Genomic DNA, 19,302 nt, shown 5'->3' with positions numbered 1-19,302 from the left:
TGAGTGAGCGGGGCGAGGGAGCGGAACGGTGGGATTCGCACAGACGGCCCCCCGGTTCGATGCACCTCTCGTTCGAGATATTTCACGGTGAGAAGTGACCAAAGCTATTACCGAGAAGTGAGTAGCAACGTTCGTCAGACGGAGCTATAGAACGGAACACAGTTCTCACAATCATGATACTGGAAGCGTTTTCGGATTCGAAGGGAATCGAAATCACGGATCCGGTCGAAAAGACACGATTCCCGATCCGTACGCCGACGCGGGTGTCACCTGCGGACGTGGCGGTCGACGACCTCGACTTCCCCGTCGAAACGGCGGTCGAAATTCGGACATCGGCCATCGAAATACCGTTGAGTCGCGGAATCTTCGTTCGGGATTTCGACGGACGGCTTCGTTTCGAGAGCGGCGAAAATAGCGATGGAGCAAAGTTGCCGAGCGACGACTACGTAGTCGAGATCAGCAACGCGCCGATGAAAGTGTACTTTTCAGTTTCCGGGTCGGTATCGTTCGAGCGAAACCATTCGGAGTCGACGTTCTCGTTCGAGCGTGAGCGTCGTATCGTTATCGGCGCTCGCTCACAGTTTCAGAAGCCGCCAGGAACCATCACGGTGACCGACGATGCCGACGACATCATGCGAGCGATGTCGGTGTTCGGGTCGGCGTTGAAAACCACGAGTCCGGAACGGTCGTATCCGACGCTCCGCGGACATCCGCCGCTCATCGAACGCGGCGAGGAGTTCCACGTGTCGTCCTCGATACCGTCATCGGCGACGGAGACGACGCTCGTGCTTCCGCCGGAGCGGGAGTATCTCTATCCGGCGACCTCGCTCGCCTACTATCTCAATTCGTCGGTCGTCCCCGGAAAACAGCCGCGCCTCGTTGCCGATGGCTTCGAGTGCGAGTTGGACGGTGACGATGGCTACGAGGCCACGGTCGAACGCGTCCTTCGGCAGGTGTTCTTTCTCGATTGTCTCACGCGGACGAACGGGTTTTATTCGGTTCAGCTCCACGAGCGGGAGGTGGTCGAACCGCGACTCGACATCGATTTGGATGCGCTCTTCGACGCACCGGTGGCAGAGCGCCTCCCGGCGTATCTCGGTGTGCCGTTCGAGACGCTCGAACCCGCGATTTCGCCGTGGCATCTCGCCGTCGATATGGTGCCGTCCGAGCACAACGTCGAGTATCTCCCGTTTCTGGCCAACAAGCTCGCATTCGTTCGGACGGCACGGTTGCCATCCGAAGCGACGGAGAAATCGCCGGAGCTAATGCACGAATTTTATCGGGCCGGGGTCACGGACTCACCCATCAGTGCGGACATAGAATCGAAGACGCGACCGGAGATATTCGAGTTGAAGGGCGAACCGGACACGATAGAGCGTGCATGGGTCGGCCCGGGGTACCCGCTTCGGTGGAGCAAGTTGACGTACGATGGGCTGCACGCGGAAGCGACCCGAAATAAGACGACTGAGAACGCATCTACCCCAACTATCGATGTCACTATCGTCTGCAACGACACCGCGATGCAGGATGAAAGCGATGTCGTTCGCTACTACGACCTCCGCGAACTGCCACGGTTCGACATCTCCGTTCATCACCGAACGACGAAAGCCGAGCTGGAAAAACACCTCACCGAGCAATCCGACTTTTTCCACTACATCGGCCATATTTCGGATGACGGAATACAGTGTGAGGACGGCTATCTCGATGCAAGGGGTCTCTCCGAGGTAAACGCGACGACGTTTCTGCTCAACGCGTGCAATTCTTACAGACAGGGAACTGCACTCATCGAGCGTGGCTCGACGGCGGGTATCGCCACCCTCACCAAGGTCAGCAACACGACCGCGACGGACATCGGTCGGTCACTCGTTCAGTTGCTGAGCATCGGGTTTCAGCTCCAGACCGCGCTAACGGTGCTAAATCGGGTGAAGTTGACAGGGTACAGATATATAGCTCTCGGGGACAGCAGTAAAACGCTGTGTCAAAGTGAGAGTATTGTAACTCCCGTTATCCGGGTCAAAGACATCGATTCGGGGATATTTAAAATTGAAGTGGATATACATCCGACAAGGAACACCCATCGAGGTGCGATTTTGGAGACCGCGGCAGAAAATGCATCCCGGTATCATCTTTTAGCCGGCAAAGTGGGGACATTCGAGTTCACTCCGGACCGGTTGGAAGAATATTTCGCAATGGAGCGATCACCGGTCGAAATCGACGGCGAACTGTACTGGAGCGACGAACTGTCGGCGGAAGAAGTTACGGAGTTACTGTAGTCACATCGTCGCGGCACGTCGGCTCCGTCGGTGGCGAAAGCTGGACTGCGATTACCGGCGGCGAAAGAGAGGAAACCGACCGCGGAAGTCGAAGGTGACCGGAAAGATAGAGGTGCCCTAAAAGGTCGAACGTAGTTACACCGACGAATCGTTCAGGAAATCCTCGACGCCGGTGCGCATGAAACTCAAATCGGCACCGAGGAGGAAGAACCGAAATCCGCGCTCGGTTCGCTCGGATTTGATTTCCGATGTCCGTCCCGCAATTCCCGGATACACGTCGTTGGCTTTCGCCGCCTCGAACACTCGCTCGACTGCCGTCGTCACGTCGGGATGGTCCTTCTCGCCCGGATGGCCGTACGCCGCGGACAAGTCGTTCTCGCCGATGAACGCGACGTCGATGCCATCGACTGCGAGTATCTCCTCGACTCGCTCGACGGCCGACGGCGATTCGATTTGGACGGTGAGGAGCGTTTCCTCGTTCGCCGTGGTCACGTAGTCGTCGAACTCCTCGCCGTACGTGTTGGCCCGCGTAGTGCCAGCGACGCCGCGATCCCCGACCGGTGGGAAGTGGGTCGCTCGGACGACGGAATCCGCGTCTTCGGGCGTCTCCACGCCGGGGACGATGACGCCTTTCGCGCCGGAGTCGAGGGCGTGTTTCGCGCCGCCCGAAACGGCTGTTTCGACGGACGGAAGTCGAACGAGCGGCGTGGCGTGTGGTTCGACCGCTCGAACGAGCGCTTCCACGCGTTCGGGCGAGTGGGGTGCGTGTTCGGTGTCGATAGCGACCCAATCGACCGACGTTCGGGAGAGTACCTCCGCCGCTCGCGTGCTCCCCGACAGAAGCCACGCACCGGCGACCGCATCACCGCAGTCGAGTTTTCGCATCGAACGGTTCACGATTGACATACGCGTCCCTTCGGCGGACACGTAATAAAAGAGGGGACGTGATTGGAGGACGTAATTAGAGAGTGTGTTCGGAGCGAGCGGATTTACAGCGCGTCGGCAATCGTCGGCGCGACGGACACCTGACTGACCGCCCGCTCGATGGTGTCGGTGCCGAACACCGCTTCGACGCCCGCCTGTGCGAGTTTCGTTCGTGCGTTCCGCGCGAGCATCGGGTGGACACAGGTGACGAAGACGCGGCCCACGTCGCGCTCCTGGAGGAGGGAAACGGCCTCGCTCATGGTCGAACCGGTGGCGATGATGTCGTCTGTGACGACCACGTCGCGGCCGGTGACGTCGGTATCGCTGGGCGTGATTTCGACCTCGGAGCCGGAGATGCGTTTCTTCTCGAAGTAGTCGATAACGCCGTCGCCGTACGTGTCACGAACCGTTTCGGCGATGTCGAGCGCGCCGTCGTCCGGGGAGAGGAAAACGGGGTCGGTCAAGTCGTCCGGGAGAGGTTCCGCGAGACGACCCGCGGCGTCGATAGATTCGGCGGGAACGTCGAAGAAGTCACAGATGGCCTCCTCGTGCGGGTTGACCGTGAGCACGCGGTCGGTTCCGGTGCTGATGGCGCGAGCGACCGCTCGGGCGGAGATGGGGTGGCCGCGGTCGAACGCCCTGTCCTGCCGTGCGTAGCCCATGTAGGGGAGGACGGTGACGACCTCCTCGGCACCCCACTCGCGGGCGGCGTCCTGCAGTTGGAGCAGTTCGAGGTGGGCGTCGCTGGAGACGGTCGAGGCGACGACGACGGCACGACCACCCTCGAATTCGGGAGCGGTTGCGAGCAGTTCGCCGTCCGGGAACGATTCGTACTCCACGAACCCGAGAGGTTCGTTCGATTCGTCGGCGAGAGTGGCCGCCAGAGATTGCGAGGCGGACCCACTGAGTATCATACGCGGACACTGGATATGCCGGGTTAAACCGGTTTTCACTCGTCGGCACGTGTGCCCAGTCAAGCCCTCACAGTCACCCGTCAACCACGCCGATTTCGAACGTCGCTCGCCGATGATTGGGGCGCGGCGGGAAGGAAACGGAAGCATCGGTCGGGAGTCGTCGAGAACGGTTCACGATTCTAAATATACGTATGAATTCACCATATTCCAATATACTATTTTATTTATACAAGGAAATGGTAGTGTCACACAATGGTTTCGGTAACCCGGTTGAGCATCGAGACATCGCTTCCGGTAGACGAAAACGAGTTGACCCCCGCGGAAAAGGGGGTCCTGAATCTCCTCGCGGAAGGTCGGTGCACGCCAGCGTACGTCGGTAGCGAACTGGCTATCGGAGCGGACACGGCGCGGTCGGTTCTCGACGGGTTCCGCGATGTCGATATCGTCGGGAAACCGTACCGTGGTCTCTACGAGTTACAGGTCGGGGAAGAAACGGACCACGAAAAGTATCGAAATACGGAGGTGGTTCTCTTCGACGTCCCGTTCGACGACGACCAGTTCAGGCCGACCGAGCGGGGTATTTTGAATCTGCTCGCCGAAGGCAGAGCGATACCCGCATACCTCGCGCAAGAACTCGACGTGACGCAAGAATGGGTGAAAAATCGGCTCCACGAACTCACCCGTCTCGGCCTCGTTCGACGGCGGTATCGGGGGCTGTACGAACTCGACGTGGACTAGCGGACGGAAAGCCCCGTCACGCCCGTCAACCCGAGATGGCGACTCCGCCAGCCGTCTCCGACGGTCGCCAGAACGGTCCCGGATTCGGTCGCGGCGTACACGCCGTCGCCGAACGCGATGTCCGCGATAGAGTCATCGACCGGAAGCGAAACGTCCGTCCACTCGTCGCCCGCTCGGGAAACCACTTGGTCGGCGGTTGCGGCGTACGCATCCCCGTCCGTCGCGCTCACGACGCGGAAATCGCCCGCCAAAACGTCCATCCAGCCGTTGCCGAGTCGATAGAGACCGTCGGCGGTCGCGGCGAGCGGAACACCCGATGCGGAGACGTCCCGAACGTCCGTCAACCCGGCGTGTTGCACACCTTCAGACGAAACGCGGTAGACGCCCTCGGCGGTGGCGACCAGATTGCCGTCGATGGCTCGCACGGCGTCGAGCGTCGCCAATTCGTGCCACTCACCGTCGTAACGCGCGAGTCGGCCGTCCTCCCCCGCCGCGAGGAGGTCGTCGCCGTCGAATCCGACGGCGACGGCGGGGCCGAATTCGAGCGGCGAAAACGCCGCGTCGAGCACGTCCTCGTCGGTCGCAACGGCGAGGGTTCCGTCGATCGCGGCGATGTCGCGGGCGGCACAGCGGTGGGCCAGCGAGAACTCGCCGATGATGTCACCGGAGACTTCGACGCGAGCGACGCCCAGTTCGGTGGCGACGAAGACCGTCGTCGTTCCCTCCCGGTCGCTGTAGACTCGCTTCTCGTCGATGGTGGTCATACACGAGTGAAGGACGCAACTCGGGGAAAACGTTCGGATTCCCGCCTACCGAAGTCCGGTCGAAAACCGCCGTCGTTCACGAGAAGTCGCCGAGTCCCGTTTGTGTATCCTCTTCGGCGGCGACTTCCGCGACGATTTCGGGGGAATCGTTGTCCGGGCTGTTCACTTTCGTCGAAACCGGATAGGCTCGCATTTCGCTCGCGGGGAACGGGTCGAGCACGGCCCGTCGTTCGTCCGCGTCGCCCGTGAGCCACGTCGTCTCCTCGTCGGGGTCGAGGATGACGGGCATCCGGTGGTGAATCTCGCCGACGACGTCGTTGGGTTCGGTGGTGACCACGGTGAACGAGGTTTTCCGCTCCCCGTTTTGCCACGGTTCCCACAGGCCAGCCATGGCGAACGGCTCGCCGTCCGTTCTGGTCATCCGGTAGGGCTGTTTGCCCGTCGGGGTCTTCTTCCAGTCGTAAAAGCCGTCCGCGAGGACGAGACACCGGCGGTCGCGGTAGGCGTCCCGAAAGCTCGGCTTGTCGGCCAGCGTCTCAGCGCGGGCGTTGATGTGCCCGCCGCCGAACTCGTCGGCCCAGTGGGGGACGAGTCCCCACGTCGGGAAGCGAATCTCCTCGGGCGCGTCGTTGCGAACGACCGGGTGTTCCTGACCGGGCGCGACGTTGTACCGCGGACGAAGCGGACGGACCGGTTCGGCGTCGAACCGGTCGGTGAGTTCGTCCTGCGGTGCGAAGAGCGAAAGGCGGCCACACATACTCGATACTCCGCGACGAAGAGAAATAAACGCGAGGGCAAACGGGTTCGACGGGTCGGAATCGGAGGTCTCGACCGGGAAGTCGGTGGTACCGACAGAGCAAATCGGAGGTACCTTCGGATTGCGACCTGTTTACGACGGCTGTTCGTGCGGGGCGAGTTCGTCTTCCGTGCGCCCGCTGCTGTTGATGATGTTGAACGCCGTCATCAGGTCGGTGCGGGAGATGATGCCCGTGACGTTCCCGTCGGCATCGATGACCGGGAGACGGCCGATGTTGTGTTGTTGAATCGTTTCGAGCGCGTCCATCGCGTCGCCGTCGGCGGGAATCGTCTTGACGTCGGTGGACATCACTTCCCGGACGGTGTAGGCGTCGCGTTCGACCTGCCTGACGCTCCGAGCGTCGTCCAGCGTTATCATGCCGACGAGTTCGCCGTCGTCGATCACGGGATAGCCGGTGTGGCGCTGTCGGAACATGGTTTCGAGGAGGTCGGCGATGGACGTGTCCGACGAGACGGTGTGTAAGTCCTCGGCACCGGTCATCACGTCCCGGACGCGGACGTTTCGGAAGGTCGCCGAGAGGACCGACTGTTGGGCCTCGCTGGTCGCGCCGATGTAGATGAAGAAGGCGATACCGATGAGCAACAAGTTGCCGCCGAGGAGGCCGAACAGCCCCAGGAGGATGGCGAACACTTTACCCACCTCGGCGGCGGTCTGGGTGGCTTGCGCGAACGGGCGCGTCCGGGCGAGGAGCGCGCGGAGGACGCGCCCCCCGTCCATCGGGAAGCCGGGGAGGAGGTTGAACGCGGCGAGGACGAGGTTCATCAGGGCGAGGTAGCCGAAGACGAACCGAACGGCCTGCAGGTTCGTCGGGACGACGAAGAGCACGGCGAACGAGAGAACGCCGAGGACGATACTGACGACGGGACCCGCGACGGCGATGAGGAGTTCCTCGGACCACTCCTCCGGCTGGTCGGTGAGGCGAGCGATGCCGCCGAATATCCACAGCGTGATGGAGTCGATGGGGAAGCCGAAGTGCATCGAAACGACGGAGTGGCCGAGTTCGTGGAGGACGACACCGACGAACAATCCGATGGCAGCGGCGGCACCGAGATAGAGCGGCATCATCCCCGACGAGAGGGGACCGGCATCTAACCCGAGACCCCAGAGATCGTTCATTATCTGGACCCATTGTTCGACCTGCGTTCCGATGAGCCACGCAAACACGGGCAGAATGAACAGGAAAGTGAGGTCGAGTTTTATCGGGATGCCAAGCACGCTCCCGATTTTGAAGCTTCGCATGGTTATCTGTAGCATCGGAGCCGCCTTAAACCCCGTCGCGGTGAGCGGCGTCCCGAAGTATTCAAGGGGGCGCTCTGGGGAGAAAATAGCGTGAGCGGTCCCGAATATTTCAGACGGACGGCGGTGACGCGCCTGGCGGTGGAGGCCGAGGACCACGAGCGGCTGCTGTCCATGGTACGCGAGTGGAAACGCGGGTGCCAAATCGCGGTCAACGCCGCGTGGGGTGTCTGTCACACCCGAAACGAGGTGCAAAAACTGGCGTACGAGAAGTTGCGCGAGCGTACCAGCCTCGGAAGCCAGCACGCCGTTCTCGCCACGCACCGCGCCGCCGAAGCGATAAAACGTGCCCTGGAACGGGACGACGATGCGGCAAAACCAGAGTTCACCAGTCCGACCGTGGTCTACGACAGTCGCACGCTAACGATGTTTGACCATCGGAACATCAGCCTGACGACGACCGGCGACCGGGTTCGCTGTCGTCTCGTGTTTCCCGACCACGGCTACCAATCGCGGTATCTGGACGACGACCGCTGGGAGCCAGCGAAGAGCACGCTGCACTACCGTGACGGCGAGTTTCACTTCCATCTCGGATTCCGACGCCCCCGCCCGGACGTGGACCTTCCGACCGAAGACGCCACCGTCCTCGGCGTCTCACTCGGCGTCGAAAACCTCGCCGTGACGAGCACGGCCCGCTTTTTCTCCGGCGCGGAGCTCACCCACCGACACGCCGAGTTCGCCGACCTCCGCGAGGACCTCCGCGAGACGAACACCCGGAGCGCACGACGAACGCTGCGGCAAGCCGGAGAACGAATCGAGAATTTCACCCGCAATACCCTCCACGAAGTTGCCGGTGGAATCGTCTCGGAAGCGGAGCGACACGGCTGTTCCGTCATCGCGTTCGGCGAACTCGAAGGCGTACAGGAGATGCTCACGGAAGCGATCCCGTTCCACGGGCAAGCGTTCAAGCGATTGTTCGAGTTCGTCGCGTATCGGGCGGCCGAGCGGGATATCACGGTGGTACAGGTGAACCCAGAGTACACGAGCCAGCGCTGTACGTCGTGTGGGTTCACGCATCCGCAGAATCGGGACGTGGAGAACAACCGGTTCGAATGTCTGAAATGCGGCAGCGAGGCCAACGACGATTACAACGCGGCGAAGAACGTCGGGTTCCGCTGTATCCGGCGCGGGCCGCTGTCGTCGCGGGGCGTCGGTGCGAAATACTGCGCGCTCGGTTCCGGGCGGGTGACGCCGGACGGGGAGTTCGTCCCGAACGAAGAACTCGAAGCGGTGGGAAAACCTTAGCACGTCGGCTTCGAATGGAAACGTATGTCCGAACCAATCGTACGAAACGCGGACGACATCGAATACGAGGCCGTCGGAGCGGCTGACGGCATGGCGAAAGGGGTTCTCATCGGCGACGAACAGGACGCGCCGAACTTCGCCATCCGTCGATTCACGCTCGACCCCGGCGCGACGGTGCCCGAACACACGAACGAAGTCGAACACGAGCAGTTCGTGCTCGAAGGCGAGTACGTCGTCGGCATCGGCGACGAGGAGTACGAAGTCAGCGCTGGCGATTCACTGTTGATTCCGGCGGGAACGGTTCACTGGTATCGAAACGAGAGCGACGAACCGGGAGCGTTCATCTGTGCGGTGCCGAACGGGGACGACGAGATTCAGCTCGTCTAACGACACTCGGAGAGCGAGACAACGGAGTCGATGGACGAGGAAACCCACGCCGCGTCTTCGCGGGTATCGGTGATTCGAACGAGCGGTCGGTCTCGGTCGGACCCGTCCTCGATTTCGAGGATAACGTTGTCGTCGAAGCGCCGTGGAAGGTCTTCTTCTTGCGTGCCTTTCATTATGCCACCATGCAGCGCTACCGTGCGCTGTCCACCGCTAGCGGTCGAACCGGCTTTGTTATGTGCCGGTTGCGGAGCGGTAGTGGCGGAATAACGACCGCTCGAAGGTGTTAGGCCGAGATTTCCGTTTTTCAACGTCGGCTTTCCACGAACGGTGACATCACCTACCACGGTCGAAAAGTGGCGATTCACCACCGTCTCGTTCGAATCGCTGAAATAGCTCCGGTGTGTAGCACGTCTCGTGTCGAAGCAGGCCCAGCAGGTGGAGACGCTCTTCTGCCACGAAACGGACAGGGGCTATCAGGTCGCCGCCCAGCGGGGCGGTGAGCGGCAGTTCCGTGCCATCCTCGAATTAAAGGAGACGGACGCCGGACCGCGACCGGGACGGTTTCTGTTGAAGGACGGGTCGAGCGAGAAACCGCGCAGTCCCGACGAGTTCGTCGAACTCGCACGGAACGCGAAGCGGATTCGAATCTCGCAGCAGACCTCGCCCGAGGCGCGCGAAGAGCTGAAGGAGATGCTCGACGGCTACCAACTCGACGCGAAAACGGTTCGGACGTGTCGGTTGTGCGCTAACAAGGGACGGTATTCGCCCATCAACGGCGACACGGCCATCGATACGGGCGACGAGTACATCTGTCCCGACTGTGCGACGCGGGAACTGGAGCGGGAACTCTCGTTCAGGGGTAACCTGACGAGCGCCGCCCAGGACCGACTCGAAGACCTCCTGCTGGAAGTACAGGATTTGAAGCGAATCACGAACCTGCTCAAGGGGCGACTCGACCCCGACCTGACGAAGTTCGACGAAATCAGCGCGAACGTCGAGGACATCGAGATGGAGCGGGTGGATTCGCTGAACCTCCACCCCGGAATCCAGAACCTGCTGGAATCGCGGTTCGATACCCTGCTCCCCGTACAGAGCCTCGCGGTACAAAACGGTCTCCTCGACGGCGACGACCAACTCGTCGTCAGCGCGACGGCGACCGGGAAGACGCTCGTCGGCGAGATGACGGGGCTGGACCGAATGCTGAACGGGAAGGGGAAGATGCTCTTTCTCGTCCCCCTCGTGGCGCTGGCGAACCAGAAACACGAGGACTTCGAGGAAGAGTACGGTGACCTCGCAAACGTCACCATTCGCGTCGGTGCGAGTCGGGTCCGCGACGACGGCAATCACTTCGACCCGAACGCGGACATCATCGTCGGGACCTACGAGGGTATCGACCACGCGCTCAGGACGGGGCGCGATTTGGGCGATATCGGAACGGTCGTCATCGACGAGGTTCACACCCTGCAAGAACAGGAGCGTGGCCACCGCCTCGACGGCCTCATCTCGCGGCTAAAATACTACTGCGAGGAGCGCGCCAAAGAGCGGAACGAGTACGGCGGCGCACAGTGGGTGTACCTCTCCGCGACCGTCGGGAATCCGAAGGATTTGGCGCAGTCGCTGGAGGCGAATCTCGTGGAGTTCGAGGAGCGACCCGTCGCACTGGAGCGCCACGTCACCTTCGCCGAGGGGCACGAAAAGCCCGTGACGGAGAACAAACTCGTCAAACGCGAGTTCGACCGCGAATCCTCGAAGGGGTATCGCGGCCAGACCATCATCTTCACCAACTCGCGGCGGCGCTGTCACGAGATTTCCAGAAAACTGGAGTACAACTCCGCGCCGTACCACGCCGGGTTGGACTACGGACGGCGAAAGAAGGTCGAACGCATGTTCGCCGAGCAGGACCTCGCGGCGGTCGTCACGACCGCCGCACTCGCCGCCGGGGTTGACTTCCCGGCCTCGCAGGTCATCTTCGACTCGCTGGCGATGGGCATCGAGTGGCTGACCGTACAGGAGTTCCACCAGATGCTCGGCCGCGCGGGTCGGCCCGACTACCACGACCGCGGGAAGGTGTACGTCCTCGTCGAACCCGACGGCAGCTATCACAACAGCATGGAGATGTCGGAGGACGAGGTGGCGTTCAAACTCCTCAAAGGCGAGATGGAGGACGTTCGAACCCTCTACGACGAGAGCGCCGCCATCGAGGAGACGCTGGCGAACATCACCGTCGGTGGGAAAGCCGCGAAGCGCCTGAACGACCGGATGATAGGCGACGTGCCGACGAAACACGCGCTCGGCAAACTGCTCGAATACGAGTTCATCCACGGCTTCTCGCCGACGCACCTCGGGCGCGTCGTCACGAGTCACTTCCTCGCGCCGGACGAGGCGTTCCGGATTTTGGACGGCATCCGGAAGGACAAGGACCCGTTCGAAATCGTCGCGGACCTCGAACTGTTCGGCGAGGACGAGTGACACGGGTACCGAGCAAACGAAACGTTTTACACGGGGAGTGCGCTACTGAAGTGTACGGGATCGTGGGGTAGCTTGGTATCCTTTCGGCCTTGGGTGCCGATAACCTCGGTTCAAATCCGAGCGATCCCATAGATTTTGCGACGAACATCCTCGTGAGTCGCAAATCTATTCTGAGCTCGAATTTGAATCAGACGAGACGTAAGCGCCTCGATGCGAACGGCGAAGCCGTGAGAACCGCGAGGCGACCGTCTCGGCGGGGTTCACAATCCGGGCGATTTCATTCTTGGACGACTACACCGCGAGCGACGCGTCAGCGGCACACAGCGCGTGCAAACAAAAATCGAAGGAGAGGACTTACGCCGCTTCGTCGCCTTCCGCGGTCCCGTCATCCGACGAACTGTCGTCGGTATCGCCCGCCATCATCGACTTCACTTTCTTTCTCAGCACGACGTAGCCGCCGACGGCACCGATGCCGAACGCGACGGCCCCGGCTTTGCCGAAGCGCCGGTAGCCGACCTTCGCGGCCTTTTTGCCGACCGTGAGTGGTCCGAGTGGTCCGAACATGCCTGTGGGTATTGCGTTCACGGGGATGTCCGGGATGTGGTTGCAGGTGCAAGTCGTTTATTCTACCGTGTGGGTGGAAATCGAAAGCAGCGGGGAATCGCGTTCGGTGGCGCGAGGGTCTGGACGCTTTGCGAAAGTTCTTACCTGATCGGGAACCAATGACCCATGAATGGCTCGCGCGGAAAACACGGAACTGATAGACAGGTTCGAGCAGTTCTATCGGAACTATTACCGAAACGAAATCGGGGAGCTCGCCCAAAGCTACCCGAACGAAAAGCGGTCGCTGTACATCAACTGGAACGACCTGTATCAGTACGACGCGGACATCGCGGACGATTATCTCGCGCAACCACAGCAGTTACAGGAGTACGCCGAGGAGGCGCTCCGCCTGTACGACCTCCCCGTGGACGTGAGCCTTGGGCAGGCTCACGTCCGTCTACAGAACCTGCCGGAGCACACGGATATCCGCGCGATCCGTGCCCGGCACGTCAACACGATGGTGAGCGTGCAGGGGATCATCCGCAAGGCGACCGGCGTGCGACCGAAGATTCAGGAGGCGGCGTTCGAATGCCAGCGCTGTGGAACCTTGACTTACATTCCGCAGTCGGGCGGGGATTTTCAGGAACCCCACGAGTGTCAGGGCTGTGAGCGACAGGGACCGTTCCGCATCAACTTCGACCAGTCGGAGTTCATCGACTCACAGAAGCTCCGCGTCCAGGAGAGTCCCGAGGGACTCCGCGGCGGCGAGACGCCACAGAGTATCGACGTGCACATCGAGGACGACATCACCGGCCACGTCTCGCCCGGCGACCACGTGACCGTGACGGGCGTCCTCCACCTCGAACAGCAAGGGAGCGGCCAGGAGAAATCCGCCGTCTTCGACGTGTACATGGAGGGCGTGTCCGTGGAAATCGAAGACGAGGAGTTCGAGGACATGGACATCACGGACGAGGACAAAGAGCAAATTATCGAACTCTCGAACGAGGGGAACATCTACGAACAGATGGTCGATTCCATCGCCCCGGCCATCTACGGCTACGACCAGGAGAAACTGGCGATGATTCTGCAGTTGTTCTCCGGCGTGACGAAACATCTCCCGGACGGGTCGCGGATTCGCGGCGACCTGCACATGCTCCTGATCGGGGATCCGGGTACGGGTAAGTCCCAGATGCTATCATATATACAACATATTGCGCCGCGGTCCGTCTACACCTCCGGGAAAGGGTCCTCCTCCGCAGGGCTGACGGCTGCGGCGGTACGCGACGACTTCGGCGACGGGCAGCAGTGGACGCTCGAAGCGGGTGCGTTGGTGCTCGCGGACAAGGGTATCGCGGCGGTGGACGAACTGGACAAGATGAGTCCGGAGGACCGGTCCGCCATGCACGAGGGGCTGGAACAGCAGAAGATCAGCGTGAGCAAAGCGGGAATCAACGCGACGCTAAAGTCCCGCTGTTCGCTCCTCGGCGCGGCGAACCCGAAGTACGGGCGATTCGACCAGTACGAGTCCATCGGCGAGCAGATCAACCTCGAACCCGCGCTGATCTCCCGATTCGACCTCATTTTCACCGTGACGGACAAACCGGACCCGGATCACGACTCGCAACTGGCAGAACACATCCTCCAGACCAACTTCGCGGGCGAGTTGAACACGCAGCGGACGGAAATCAACGCGCCGAACATCACGGAAGAACAGGTCAACAGCCAGACGGAGGAGGTGGCACCGGCGATAGACGCCGAACTCCTCCGGAAGTACATCGCCTACGCGAAATCGAACGTCTATCCGACGATGACCGAGGAAGCCCGCGAGGCGATTCGTGATTTCTACGTCGATTTGCGCTCGAAGGGGACGGACGAGGACGCCCCGATTCCGGTCACGGCCCGGAAGCTGGAGGCGCTCGTTCGTCTCGCCGAAGCGAGCGCTCGCGTTCGACTGTCGGATACGGTCGAACGGAAGGATGCGGACCGCGTTATCGAAATCGTTCGGTCGTGTCTACAGGACATCGGCGTGGACCCGGAGACCGGACAGTTCGACGCCGACGTGGTGGAAACGGGGACCTCGAAGTCCCAACGAGACCGCATCAAGAACATCAAACAACTCATCGCGGACATCGAGGAGGAGTACGACGACGGTGCGCCCGTGGAAGTCGTCCTCGACCGAGCGGACGAGATCGGCACGGACCCCTCGAAAGCCGAACACGAAATCGACAAGCTGAAACAGAAAGGCGAGGTGTACGAGCCGTCGACAAACCATCTTCGAACCACCTGAGATGGACCGAATTTCCGCACTCAGAAACATCGAGGACGCCCTCTCGGACTTCGAGTCGGGAGCGGACGAGCTACGAGAGACACAACGTCGAGTGTTGACGGTGCTACAGACGTACGCCACCGAGTTCGAAACCGAGCGTGACTTGTTCGCCTACCGATCATATGGAGATGAGCGGGCGGAAGGTATCGTCGTCGTCGCGGAGTCGGCGGAGGACGCGCGTGGACGGGTCATCGAATTGCTCGGCGATGAAGCGGTAGAATTTCACGTCGAGAACATCAGTAAATGACAGCATTCTGGAGATGGAAAACTAGATAAACATGCCCGGAATAGAGTAGAAGTATAACGACAGCGTGCGTAGGTGTATCAAATGCGACAAAGCCGACAAAACCTCCGGGACTTATCAGGCCCATAATAATGCAGGTGGCTAAATGATACACGAGGGATGGTACGGGATGGACGACACAGCGAGCACGTGCGACGTCGCCGAGGGACGACCGAGATGAGCGGTCTTTCGGCGGCTCTCGACGGCGAATCTAGCGTTCTCGTTCTCTCGCCTTCTATGAGTTCGGAAACCGACGAGGCGTGCGTCGGTATGTTGACGGATTCACCACCAGCGGAGGAAAACGTACTATGGGTGACGTTTACGCGGTCGCCGGACGCGTGTATTCAAGATTGGCTCGCGCATGCGAACGGTCGGCCAGCGAACTTGCGATTCATCAGTGTCGGTGAGACGGTTCGGTCGGTGGCGACATCGGCACCGATGCAGGAGACATCGACGGATGCCGTCGTCGATACGCTCTCGAATCCCGGCGATTTGACGGGGCTCGGAATCAAAATCAGCGAAGTGTTACAAAAGTGGCACGGAAACGGCAACCGAACCGTCGCGTGTTTCCACTCGTTGACCGCGCTACTCCAATACTCGGACGTCCAGACCGTCTATAAGTTCCTGCACGTCCTCACCGGACGCTTTACTACCGCCGACGTGACCGCACACTTCCATCTCGACCCCGAAGCACACGACTCACAAACTATCAACACCCTCAAAACGCTGTTCGACGCTGTTGCCGAGTTCGACGGGAACGAGTGGAACGTGAAAACGCGGTAATTAATTTTAAAATACATCGTTTCAAACGAACGTCTGTGCTGTTGATAATCACCTACTCCAGCGGTGCCCGACAGACGCTTCGGAACATCTGCACGACACACGAGGAGTGTGTCGTTCGACGGTTCGGACGGGCCGCCTTGCTGCAGCAGACGGAACTGGGTGCGTTTCTCGCGCTTCGTCTCTACGAGAAACACGGAGCAGACGTGCAACTCGAACGCACCGAACCGCTGAACGAGTTCCGTGACGTACCGGATGCGGTTCGGGAGGCCGCAAAAGCGTACGAGAACCGTGAACGGCCGAGCACGCCCTACGACAAGTTCGCCGTGGGGACGAACCACCCGGCACCGGATTCGATGCGAAACGCGGATTTATGAAGGTAAAAACGCGAGAAAAGACGTTCCGGGGGCGCGCAATCGACCTGCGTGAGGAGTCAGTTGCGGCGGCAGATGTTGTCGCAGCGATTCGGTCGGACGCCGAATCGAGCGCGCTCGATATCGAGTGTGCCGACCCGCACCCGGTTCACGACTACGTGGGATACATCGAGTCGGGGACGTCCGTTCGTGTCCGCGCGGCAGTGGCCGCCGCCGCGCGGTCGCTCGGGATGGACGCACCGCAGGACGAGGAAATAGCGAACCTAGAGGTATCGTTGCGGTCGCTCGACGTGGAAGCGGTTTCGATTCGTTCGGAGCGGCGGCGCGTGGCCGAGGTGAGCGGGTCGGAAACGGAACTTCGGGAGGAAGTCGCGGCACTACGTGGCAGGGTACAGGCAATCCGGGACTCGGGAGGGTACGTAGAAGATGCCGAGTCGAAACTACGGAGCGCAACGCGGGAGTTGGCCGAGAGGGAGACGGAACGAATCGCCGCGGAGCAAGCGTTGGAAGCGGCGCGAAAACGCCAACGGTCGGCGAGGAATGACCGAGAGCGACGGTTACGACTGCGTGACCGGAAGGAGAACCTCGAACGAACCGCGCGCGACTATTTAGCTCGACAGGTGCACGCGAGGTTCGTCGCGGCGGTCGAGGCGGTGCCGGGTCGCGGACGAGTCCCGGAACCGGGGACGTTCGAAGGCGATTCGACGAGCGCGGCGCTCGCAATCACTCGTTTGGCGCGGGTTCGAGCGCCGGTCGTGCTGGCGTGTGAGCGATTCGAGACGCCGGGTGCCGCCGTCGATTGCTTGAACGCACCCGTGCTACAGGTTTAAGACGGAAGACGAGCCCAACCCGGGGCATGGTGACACTGCACTGGACGACGGACGAACGGACGGGGGCGGTCGAGACCGTCACGTTGGTCGCGCTGGTGGTCGAAAATTCTGCGGCGATGCCCGTCAGGATTCGGGTCGGAAACCGACTCGACGGCGAACTCCGGGTACCGCGGCGGCACGGACTCACGGAAGCGGGATGGGACGAAGGGGGATTCGAGGGCGTCGTCGGCGCGGGTGAACGACGCTCGCTCGGCTATGCGGTTGCGGCCGACGAGACCGAATCGCCGCCCGCCGAAATCGTCTGGACCGAACGAGCACCGGAGACGGAAGAATCGTCGGTCGGCGGTGCGACTCGGCACGATTCTCCCGCCGGACTCGACATCGAACCGACGACCGCGGGTGTCGTTCGAGCGTTGGGAGACGCCCGGCCACCGGTGGACGCGGTTCCGACACCCGACCGGGTGGAGATACCCGATGCGGTAAAGTCGTGGCTATCGGCCGTCGAGACGCGAATCGAGCGGTACGAGACGGGGGACAAAGAGACGAGAGGGGGAGAGATGGGAGGAGAAAAGATGGGAGAAAGGAAGTGCGAAGAGATGGGAAGCGGTAGGCCGGAAAAACGGACGGTCGCCGAGCAAGCGGAAGAACAGGAGTTGCGACGGAGAATCGCGGCGGACGAACGGACGCTCGAAGCGGTTGCAAACCGGGTGCAACGAGTACGAGAGCGGGTCGAATCGACGGAGAAATCGAACGCGGTCGGGAGAACGAAATGATCGTGGCCGTTACGGGTGGGAAAGGTGGCGTCGGAAAATCGACCGTTGCGCTCAATCTCGGGGCGGAACTCGGCGGCGTCGTCGTGGATGCGGACCTCGCAATGGCGGACCTGCCGAGGTCGCACGGACCCGATTTACACGACGTACTCGCCGGACGAGCGGATGCGCTCGAAGCCGTTTCGAGCGTCGGAGACGTGCTGATGCTGCCGTGCGGCCGCACGTTAGCCGGTGCGCGGGCGTGTGACGTGACCGAGTTCGCCGATGCGATAGCGCGGGTTGCGTCGGAGTACGACCACGTGGTCATCGACTGCCCGGCGGGGATGGCGGCCGATGCGGGACTCCCGCTGGTTGCGGCAGACAGCTACGTCCTCGTGACGATTCCGCGGCCGTTCGCGCTTGCGGACGCGGTGCGGACGAAGGCGCTCGCACGGCGACTCGATGCGGGATTGTGTCGAGTGGTACTGAACCGGGTCCGCGAGGACCCGCCGGTCGAAACCGTGGAGCGGACGCTCGGGGCACCGGTGACGACGCTACCGGAATCGACGACGATTGCCGACGCACAGCGGAACGGGTGTCCAGTCGCGACGCTGGCACCGGAGAGCGAGGCGAGAGAACAGTTTTCGGAACTCGGGCGGGCGGTTTACTCCTGCAGGTCGTGATACGTCGAGCGGAGCGTCACGGGGGTGACGTCAGCGACTTCGGCGGCGGCGCGTTGGGTGACGCGTTCGTCGCAGTCGCGGGCCGCCGCGTAGAGACACGCGGCGGCGACGCCGCTGGGGTTTCGGCCGCTGACGAGGTTTTTCTCCTCCGCCCGTTCGACGAACCGTTTGGCACGTCGTTCGGTCGCCATCGAGAGGTCGAGTCGGCTGGCGAACCGAGGAAGGTACTCCCGCGGGTCGATGGGACCGATGGGAAGGCCGAGTTCGCGGTTCACTGCGTCGTAGGCGGCCGTCAGTTCGGCGCGCTCGGCGCGAGCGCGTTCGACGATTTCGTCGAGCGTTCGGGAGACGGCCGACGCCCGGCAAGTGGCGTACACCGCCGCCGCGGCGAATCCTTCTATCGACCGTCCGCGAAGGAGGTCCTCCGACTGTGCGGATTCGAACAGCACGCACGCCCGGTCGCGGACGTTTTCGGGCAGTTGAAGCGCGCCGACGAGACGGCGAATCTCGGTGAAGCCGTACACGCGATTTCGTTCCGCCTTGGACGAGAGTCTAGCGCGGTTGTGTTGGCGGCGCATCCGCATCACGCGGCGTCGTTTCCGGCCCGTGAGTCGAACGGTGCTGTTCTTGTAGCCGATTTCGGTCGTCAACCCGCGGTCGTGGCGCGAACGCGTCAGTGGTGCACCAGTTCGCTTACGGTCGGTGTCGTCGTCGCTGAACGACCGCCACTCCGGGCCGCGGTCCAAGCCGTCTTCCGCGACGACCAACCCGCACTCGGTACAGACTGCTTCGGTGCCGCGTGTGCGGACACGACCGCGGCATTCGGGACACGTTTCGGTTGAGTTTTGTATCGCACTCATTACAATTGAAACTTCGTCCGAGATGGTATTTAAACGAGCGCCGAAAT

Annotated in this window: 20 protein-coding genes and 1 tRNA gene; 13 read left to right on the top strand and 8 right to left on the bottom strand. The window is 61.7% G+C overall.

Going from position 1 to position 19,302, the window contains the following annotated elements; all coding sequences use genetic code 11:
- Window positions 1-173: 173 nt before the first annotated feature.
- Window positions 174-2,273 carry a hypothetical protein gene (locus OPC11_RS14700; RefSeq protein ID WP_264782393.1) on the top strand — a complete coding sequence of 700 codons (2,100 nt, stop codon included), beginning with the start codon at window positions 174-176 and terminating at the stop codon, window positions 2,271-2,273.
- 135 nt (window positions 2,274-2,408) lie between these two features.
- On the opposite strand, the gene OPC11_RS14695 is transcribed toward OPC11_RS14700, so the two are convergent.
- Both OPC11_RS14695 and OPC11_RS14690 read right to left on the bottom strand, forming a co-directional pair.
- Window positions 2,409-3,179: an aldolase/citrate lyase family protein gene (locus OPC11_RS14695; RefSeq protein ID WP_264782392.1), complete on the bottom strand. Its 771-nt coding sequence runs from the start codon at window positions 3,177-3,179 to the stop codon at window positions 2,409-2,411.
- Window positions 3,180-3,262: 83 nt separating this feature from the next.
- Window positions 3,263-4,111 (bottom strand): ribose-phosphate diphosphokinase, encoded by an 849-nt coding sequence (locus OPC11_RS14690; protein ID WP_007976051.1) that lies wholly within the window; start codon window positions 4,109-4,111, stop codon window positions 3,263-3,265.
- 252 nt (window positions 4,112-4,363) lie between these two features.
- Here OPC11_RS14690 and OPC11_RS14685 point away from each other — a divergent pair, with 252 nt between their 5' ends.
- Complete coding sequence (locus tag OPC11_RS14685; protein WP_264782391.1) at window positions 4,364-4,849, top strand: hypothetical protein; 486 nt, start codon at window positions 4,364-4,366, stop codon at window positions 4,847-4,849.
- Here the strand turns inward: OPC11_RS14685 and OPC11_RS14680 are convergent.
- From OPC11_RS14680 to OPC11_RS14670, 3 genes are all read right to left on the bottom strand, one after another.
- The gene (locus OPC11_RS14680) at window positions 4,846-5,613 is read right to left on the bottom strand and encodes a hypothetical protein (RefSeq protein WP_264782390.1); all 768 of its coding nucleotides are present in this window, start codon (window positions 5,611-5,613) and stop codon (window positions 4,846-4,848) included. The genes OPC11_RS14685 and OPC11_RS14680 overlap by 4 nt on opposite strands.
- Before the next feature lie 76 nt (window positions 5,614-5,689).
- Entirely contained in the window at window positions 5,690-6,370 is a 681-nt protein-coding gene (locus OPC11_RS14675) for an SOS response-associated peptidase (protein ID WP_264782389.1), read from the bottom strand.
- 132 nt (window positions 6,371-6,502) lie between these two features.
- A complete protein-coding gene (locus OPC11_RS14670) occupies window positions 6,503-7,669 on the bottom strand; it encodes a CBS domain-containing protein (protein WP_264782388.1) in 1,167 nt (388 codons plus the stop codon).
- A gap of 90 nt (window positions 7,670-7,759) precedes the next feature.
- Here OPC11_RS14670 and OPC11_RS14665 point away from each other — a divergent pair, with 90 nt between their 5' ends.
- Entirely contained in the window at window positions 7,760-8,971 is a 1,212-nt protein-coding gene (locus OPC11_RS14665) for a transposase (protein WP_264782387.1), read from the top strand.
- Window positions 8,972-8,995: 24 nt separating this feature from the next.
- A complete protein-coding gene (locus OPC11_RS14660; protein WP_264782386.1) occupies window positions 8,996-9,358 on the top strand; it encodes a cupin domain-containing protein in 363 nt (120 codons plus the stop codon).
- Here the strand turns inward: OPC11_RS14660 and OPC11_RS14655 are convergent.
- Window positions 9,355-9,531: a hypothetical protein gene (locus tag OPC11_RS14655; protein ID WP_007976037.1), complete on the bottom strand. Its 177-nt coding sequence runs from the start codon at window positions 9,529-9,531 to the stop codon at window positions 9,355-9,357. The two genes, OPC11_RS14660 and OPC11_RS14655, sit on opposite strands and share 4 nt — an antisense overlap.
- Window positions 9,532-9,772: 241 nt before the next feature.
- On the opposite strand from OPC11_RS14655, the gene OPC11_RS14650 reads away from it, so the two are divergent.
- Both OPC11_RS14650 and OPC11_RS14645 read left to right on the top strand, forming a co-directional pair.
- On the top strand, window positions 9,773-11,827 hold the full coding sequence (locus OPC11_RS14650) for a DEAD/DEAH box helicase (RefSeq protein WP_007976035.1): 2,055 nt from the start codon (window positions 9,773-9,775) through the stop codon (window positions 11,825-11,827).
- Window positions 11,828-11,883: 56 nt separating this feature from the next.
- Window positions 11,884-11,956, top strand: a tRNA-Pro gene (locus tag OPC11_RS14645).
- Window positions 11,957-12,181: 225 nt separating this feature from the next.
- Here the strand turns inward: OPC11_RS14645 and OPC11_RS14640 are convergent.
- Window positions 12,182-12,391, bottom strand: coding sequence for a hypothetical protein (locus OPC11_RS14640; protein WP_007976033.1), 210 nt, complete (start codon window positions 12,389-12,391; stop codon window positions 12,182-12,184).
- Between the two features lie 169 nt (window positions 12,392-12,560).
- Here OPC11_RS14640 and OPC11_RS14635 point away from each other — a divergent pair, with 169 nt between their 5' ends.
- The 7 genes from OPC11_RS14635 (at window position 12,561) to OPC11_RS14605 (ending at window position 18,395) form a co-directional block, all read left to right on the top strand.
- Window positions 12,561-14,657 carry a minichromosome maintenance protein MCM gene (locus OPC11_RS14635; RefSeq protein WP_007976031.1) on the top strand — a complete coding sequence of 699 codons (2,097 nt, stop codon included), beginning with the start codon at window positions 12,561-12,563 and terminating at the stop codon, window positions 14,655-14,657.
- Between the two features lies 1 nt (window position 14,658).
- The gene (locus OPC11_RS14630) at window positions 14,659-14,943 is read left to right on the top strand and encodes a hypothetical protein (protein WP_264782385.1); all 285 of its coding nucleotides are present in this window, start codon (window positions 14,659-14,661) and stop codon (window positions 14,941-14,943) included.
- Window positions 14,944-15,156: 213 nt separating this feature from the next.
- Window positions 15,157-15,762, top strand: coding sequence for a hypothetical protein (locus OPC11_RS14625; RefSeq protein WP_264782384.1), 606 nt, complete (start codon window positions 15,157-15,159; stop codon window positions 15,760-15,762).
- Between the two features lie 35 nt (window positions 15,763-15,797).
- Window positions 15,798-16,136: a hypothetical protein gene (locus OPC11_RS14620; protein ID WP_007976025.1), complete on the top strand. Its 339-nt coding sequence runs from the start codon at window positions 15,798-15,800 to the stop codon at window positions 16,134-16,136.
- Complete coding sequence (locus tag OPC11_RS14615; RefSeq protein WP_264782383.1) at window positions 16,133-16,963, top strand: hypothetical protein; 831 nt, start codon at window positions 16,133-16,135, stop codon at window positions 16,961-16,963. The genes OPC11_RS14620 and OPC11_RS14615 overlap by 4 nt, the downstream gene beginning before the upstream one ends.
- Window positions 16,964-16,989: 26 nt before the next feature.
- Complete coding sequence (locus OPC11_RS14610; RefSeq protein WP_264782382.1) at window positions 16,990-17,736, top strand: hypothetical protein; 747 nt, start codon at window positions 16,990-16,992, stop codon at window positions 17,734-17,736.
- The gene (locus OPC11_RS14605) at window positions 17,733-18,395 is read left to right on the top strand and encodes a P-loop NTPase (protein ID WP_264782381.1); all 663 of its coding nucleotides are present in this window, start codon (window positions 17,733-17,735) and stop codon (window positions 18,393-18,395) included. The genes OPC11_RS14610 and OPC11_RS14605 overlap by 4 nt, the downstream gene beginning before the upstream one ends.
- Here OPC11_RS14605 and OPC11_RS14600 read toward each other — a convergent pair.
- Window positions 18,377-19,255, bottom strand: coding sequence for a transcription initiation factor IIB family protein (locus tag OPC11_RS14600; protein WP_026177809.1), 879 nt, complete (start codon window positions 19,253-19,255; stop codon window positions 18,377-18,379). The genes OPC11_RS14605 and OPC11_RS14600 overlap by 19 nt on opposite strands.
- Window positions 19,256-19,302 lie beyond the last annotated feature (47 nt).

Source organism: Haladaptatus sp. T7 (assembly GCF_026008575.1).
In the GTDB taxonomy this organism is placed as follows: domain Archaea; phylum Halobacteriota; class Halobacteria; order Halobacteriales; family Haladaptataceae; genus Haladaptatus; species Haladaptatus paucihalophilus.
Note: the sequence above shows the minus strand (reverse complement) of the source record. Positions and strands in the feature narration are given on the sequence as shown.